Source organism: Paenibacillus sp. 05T425 (genome assembly GCF_056396205.1).
Window position 1 is genome coordinate 1 of record NZ_JBFTLA010000084.1, and the last position, 486, is coordinate 486.

Below are 486 nucleotides of genomic sequence, written 5' to 3' on the forward strand. Positions count from 1 at the left end.
GTTGTATAAGGCTCAACACGAGCCGGCAAATCATGGGCCAGGACGGACGCCAGTTCAGGCTCGATGCGCGCCTTATCGGCGTCGGCGGCCAGTCGGTAACGTTCGCCTTTTACGATGCTGTCGCTGTAGATCGGGGCAACGATCCACTTGCCAGCCGGGGGTAACGCACACTTCCACCCCCCCACGGTTTTTCCAGCCAATGGCCCCACATGCTGCTGAATGGCAAAACCTTGTGCGAGGCTGCCTGGCAGGTTCGGGCCTGGCAAGGATGCCAGCCGAACACCCTCTAGCCGTGCACGGACCAGAGCGGCAGCGGCGACTTCCAACCCTGACCCCGCCTCGGTCCATGCAGGTGCGAGCTGGCTCATACGTTCTCCGTATGCACACTGTTCTGGCGCGGCCAAACCGTACCCAGCTTGTTGGCTGCATCTTCGAGCAGAGCATGCAATTGGTCATAACGTTCAGGCTGCATGCGCAAGACCGGGC

General features: G+C 61.3%; 1 protein-coding gene. It reads right to left on the reverse strand.

Features of this window, described 5'->3' with window-relative positions; all coding sequences use genetic code 11:
* Positions 1-326: hypothetical protein (locus tag AC1DF0_RS32185; protein ID WP_477577635.1), on the reverse strand; the 326-nt coding region annotated here is incomplete at its 3' end.
* Positions 327-486: the final 160 nt, after the last annotated feature.